This window comes from Dyella sp. SYSU CM1112 (assembly GCF_058216415.1).
In genome coordinates, this window is the sequence record NZ_JBZEGI010000033.1 from 1 (window position 1) to 4966 (window position 4966).

Sequence of the window (4966 nt, forward strand, 5' to 3'; positions counted from 1 at the left end):
GATCGTGATTGAGGCCAAAGCGCGTGCTCAGCGGGGCATGCTGCTGCACGCGGGTTTCGTACAAGGTGATTTGCTGCTGCAAGGCAAGCAAGGCGCGCAGCTGCGCGGCATCGTCGCCCTGGCCCAGCGTGCGAACCACCGCCTGCGTGCGCTGCAGGTCGCGGGCGTTGGTGGTGGCAGAGATCAGCATGCCGGTGGTCCACAGGCCGAGCAGGGCGAAGAACGAAATCGAGATTATCGAAATCGGATGCATACGCATGCGCCTGCCCCGATGCTGTTGGGCGAGACGTCCTAAATGCGGCCAGACACCGAGCGACGCATGATCCATGGAGTCGCGTGCGATGGATACGCGTGGCATGGAGGGCGCAAAGAACACGCCGCGTATCGGAATGCGCCGCGCGGCCAGTTGGGAGATATAGCCAGCCAGCTTCTTGGCCTGCGTATCAATCCGTACGGAAAGCTGCGCGATGTAGCTGTCTTGAAGGTTGGCGCAAAGATGTTGCGCGCCGATACGAGCCAATTGATCGCGAAGCGTCAGCAGATCACTTTCGACAGCCGCGGCATCGGGCGTACGCGAGCACTCGCAGCCGGCCACCAGCATGCGCCCCTGACCGGCTTCTTCCGTACCGGCGATATGAAGCAGGTAGACCGGCGCGGACCAACGCAAGGCATGCGCCGTGTACGCCAATGCACCGGCGGTGCTCCACCGCTCTTGAGTGTTGCCGGACGTGCCGGCTTCTGCGTCCGTGGTCAGGACAATGGCGTCGACGGGCCGGCAGCGGCGAAGTTTGCAGAGTGACTTAAGCCAGGCACGATCAGGTTGCTCATCGGCACCGCTGGCACGCCACAGGAGGACTGCATGCTCGGTGATCAAATAACCGCGTTTAGCGAGTTCGGGCAACAGTTGCCTAATGAGGGCATCACGCCCGGTAAGCAGCAGCCAGGGTTGGCGGTAACGCCACCGCCATCCATACCGTTGTTGCAAGTCGTAGCGCATGGCATCGAAATGGCTTCGCGGCAAAGAGCCGGATGCGCCTGACGCGGGCAGCTTTGCCTGGGTGGTGCCTGCCATCTTGGGCCGGTTGCGTTCAAGCCAGAGGCGCAGTGTGCGTAGTGCTTCAAGCCAACGGCCTGCGTAACTGACTGTCGCGATCAATATAAAGGCAAGCGCGATGCAGCACAGTACAGATAGCCAGAAAGCGCGTGCTTCCGCTGTCTTGATGCCAAATCGATCACCCCACAGCATGATAGCGATGGCAATGAGGATGCTAACCAAAGAAATGGAAATCAGGTCTGTCCGTAGCTTCTTCATGGATTCCAGGTCGTTTCATGGACGTCACATCCCGTAGCGATGCGCGTGATGGTGCTGATGGATGGCGTTGTGTGTCCGTCAATCAGACGTCTACGTAAGAGACATGCTGCGATGAAACCAGGCGAGGGCGAGGGCTGCATTGACACTTGCATAGGTCGTCACTCAGGGCGGCTTCACGTCCATCGGGCCCTTTGGTCGATACGCGCGGGCCGGTGCATTCGATGCTGCCCATGGTTTTGCAGACAGGACACCATACCGGATCGTTTTCGAAAGCCTGTTCGCGGTCATCCAGCTTGTCCGTATCGCTTCCGCCTTCAACTTTTCCGCCAGAAGTGGTCTTGTCGCCTTTGAAGATGTCGTAGCGTCGCATTGCTGTTTCCTTATGCTTGAGTGCGTGGTCTTGCCGCCGCTGCGGCGTTTGCGTGGTTCAACAGGGCGCAATCCACGGAGTCATTGCAGCCCACCAAAATCATTTGCTGGTCGGATTCGCTGCAGGGTGATGACGCCGCGCAAGCCAACGCCAGCCACGGCGCCGCCAGGCCTGTACGCCCAACGGTCTGGTCGAGGTTTGTCATGCGTGGATTGAAGACGAGTTTCCCGGCTGTTTCGCGCAGCGCGTCTGCGTGCTGCGCATCAAACCCTGTTTGCCACGCTGTAGCGATGCCACTCGCGTCGGCATCGCCCCATTGCAGGGCGTGTATCAATGCGTCAGCGGGACGATCTGCGGCACCCCGCACGGGACGATGCACGTTGCATGTCCGCGTCAGCAGATATTCGTGTGCCAGGGCATCCGGCGCCAGCATCAATGCCGTGCCTGCTTCGGCGTCGCCTGCCGAAGGCGTTGCCGCCAGCAGTGGATTCAACTGGATGGCAACAAGAAGCATGACATGCATGTCCTCGTCAGCGAGGGCCTGGTCCATCCAGCGGTCGAGCAGCATCAGGTCGACAGGCGGTGTCGCCGCTGGTGCGAGCTCCAGCGGGCGTGGCATCTTTTCATCCCAGCACGTCCACCACAGCGCTTCATTCGCTTTGGAACTGAGGCCATTGGCTACGCAGAGACGCGCCGTAAGCGGTATCCGTGCGGGAAGGGCCTGGATCGCCGGCAAAAGGTCGTCGAGCAATTGGTTGAACAGCCATGCTGTCGCGAGGCGATGGCGTTGCAGATCATCGTCCTTTTTACCGGGGATGTTTTGCACATCCGGCACGTTGAGCCAGCGTGCTTTGACGACTTCGCCTTTTTTTGCAATGGAATCGTGCGCCTTGAGAGCGACGGCCCCTTGCTTGATCCGTTCGGGAGAGTTTTCTTGTGCATCGGCCGAGATGCGATGTGCGGCGCCAAGCACGGCCAAGGGCAGGCTCGCTGCCTTGAAAAGGTCTGCCTTGTAATCATCTGCGACCGTGTTGTCTATTTCGACGCCCGATTGCGTGCCGGCGTATAAGCTGTAACAGCGCAGTATCACCACTACGGAAAGGCCCACCGGAAACAGGATCAGTGTGCTCCAGAATCTCAAGGTGTTAGTAGGCATGTCCTTCGGCCACCAGAGAAGCACGGCGCACATGCCGCTGAGGGCCATGACAAAAAACGCGATGGTCCAGAAGCGGCGCGATGGCGCTGCGCGATCATGTGTCTTTTCAGAGGGAAGCAGGGAGAAATCAACGGCCATGGCTGGTTGGTGTCATAGGTGATGAAAACGGTGCGATAAATCGCCGGATGCGGAATCACACCGCTCCGGGACGAATGCGGATGGCTTGCAGCAACTGCTTCCACAGCGCCTTGGCGTCGGCATCGCTGGTGATGGTGGTCTGTCCCTGGTCCGTGGGCTGGATGGTCAGGTCGATTTCCATAAAGGGACGCGTGACGTCGTTAGGCACGCCATCAGCACTCCAGAAGAATTTGCGCATCTGCGTGTGAGGTACCACGTCGTTAGGAACGCTGAGCGCAATCTGGTAGCCGTGCTGGTCTGCTGCGGTCAGTTCGCCGCGTTCGAGTACATGCACATGGCTGACGCTGGCACGCAGGATGCCCAGTTCGCTATCCACGCGGAATTTCAAAGACGGTTCGTCCTTGTCCACCTGATCGATGGCGCTGGCATCGATGGTGAAGCGCACGTCTGGGTGATCGGCGAAGGTCACGACCAGGGTGAAGCCCTCCCGCACGGGCGGCTTGCCGGTGTCGGCGAACATGCCGCCTTCGACGCAGAAGCCGGGGGCATGAGGCAGCTCGCCGGAAGCGAGGGGTTGGAAGGAGGAGCCTGCTTTCCACAGGACTTGCTGTGTTCGCGGATAGGCGCTTGCGCCCGGGACTTCATTGATATCAAAAACATAATCCTTCTGATCTATCACCTTATGTAGTTCAGCTATAACTTTTGAGCTCTTGGGATCTGGATGGTAACCAAGCGTGACTTGTTGCAATGTTGAATCAGTTTCAAAACCGACTAATTGAGTTGGTGCGTAGAGCTTATCGGGGTTGAATCCTGCTACCTTCCAAAACTCATCATCATCAGCACTTCGAATCATGCGAACAGCCTTATATCCGTGGGCTCGTTCAACGAGTTGCTCCTCCAGCTTAGAGAAGGAGCCCACCCGCACAGGTGTCTCCGATTCCATCCACTGATAATTGGTGCTGATCGATGCCTGTGAATCGGGCGGCAAATCGATCAGCAAACGGCCGATGCATAAGGGGGGCGTGGAAGAAGAGGGCATGGATGTTTGTCCGTACGCGGTGACGCTCGCTGCGGCAAAACACATCAGTGCCATGCGTGCAAAGCAGTGCATCGGCCCTCTCCCTCGTCTTGCTGGCATCACACCGCTCCGGGACGAATGCGGATGCCTTGCAGCAACTGCTTCCACAGCGCTTTGGCGTCGGCATCGCTGGTGATGGTGGTCTGTCCTTGGTCCGTGGGCTGGATGGTCAGGTCGATTTCCATAAAGGGACGCGTGACGTCGTTAGGCACGCCGTCAGCACTCCAGAAGAATTTGCGCATCTGCGTGTGGGGTACCAGGTCGTTAGGAACGCTGAGCGCAATCTGGTAGCCGTGCTGGTCTGCTGCGGTCAGTTCGCCGCGTTCGAGTACATGCACATGACTGACGCTGGCACGTAGGATGCCCAGCTCGCTATCCACGCGGAATTTCAAAGACGGTTCGTCCTTGTCCACCTGATCGATGGCGCTGGCATCGATGGTAAAGCGCACGTCCGGGTGATCGGTGAAGGTCACGACGAGGGTGAAGCCCTCCCGCACCGGCGGCTTGCCGGTGTCGGCGAACATGCCGCCTTCGACGCAGAAGCCGGGGCCATGAGGCAGCTCGCCGGAAGCGAGGGGTTGGAAGGAGGAGCCTGCTTTCCACAGGACTTGCTGTGTTCGCGGATAGGCGCTTGCGCCTGGGACTTCATTGATGTCGAAAATATAGTCGCTATGACCCACTAATTTGTGCAGCTCCGCCTTGACCTTTGCACTTTGGGGATCGGGGTGGTAACCGATTACCACTTGTTGCAAGGTTGGATCGGCATCGAAACCAACTAATTGGGTGGCCGCATACAGCTTGTCCGGGTCGTAGCCAGCTCTACGCCATGACCGATCATCCTCCGGTGTTCGAACCATACGAACAGCCTTGTATTCGTGGGCTCGTTCAACGAGTTGCTCCTCCAGCTTAGAG

The 4966-nt window shown here is 58.8% G+C and carries 5 protein-coding genes; all 5 read right to left on the minus strand.

Going from position 1 to position 4966, the window contains the following annotated elements:
• On the minus strand, nucleotides 1-1312 hold a 1312-nt coding region (locus tag AC4HNJ_RS21415; RefSeq protein ID WP_490481646.1), incomplete at its 3' end, for a hypothetical protein.
• An 82-nt stretch (nucleotides 1313-1394) separates the two neighbouring features.
• On the minus strand, nucleotides 1395-1682 hold the full coding sequence (locus tag AC4HNJ_RS21420; RefSeq protein ID WP_490481647.1) for a PAAR domain-containing protein: 288 nt from the start codon (nucleotides 1680-1682) through the stop codon (nucleotides 1395-1397).
• 10 nt (nucleotides 1683-1692) lie between these two features.
• A complete protein-coding gene (locus AC4HNJ_RS21425) occupies nucleotides 1693-2976 on the minus strand; it encodes a hypothetical protein (protein ID WP_490481648.1) in 1284 nt (427 codons plus the stop codon).
• 55 nt (nucleotides 2977-3031) lie between these two features.
• Nucleotides 3032-3976, minus strand: a complete 945-nt coding sequence (locus AC4HNJ_RS21430) for a T6SS immunity protein Tli4 family protein (RefSeq protein ID WP_490481649.1) — start codon at nucleotides 3974-3976, stop codon at nucleotides 3032-3034.
• 137 nt (nucleotides 3977-4113) lie between these two features.
• Nucleotides 4114-4966 (minus strand): T6SS immunity protein Tli4 family protein (locus AC4HNJ_RS21435; protein WP_490481650.1); only part of this gene is annotated, 853 nt, incomplete at its 5' end.

Excerpts from the sequence above, each read along its gene's own strand:
- AC4HNJ_RS21420 (WP_490481647.1), bottom strand. The coding sequence starts at position 1,682 with ATGCGACGCTACGACATCTTCAAAGGCGACAAGACCACTTCTGGCGGA.
- AC4HNJ_RS21425 (WP_490481648.1), bottom strand. The coding sequence starts at position 2,976 with ATGGCCGTTGATTTCTCCCTGCTTCCCTCTGAAAAGACACATGATCGC.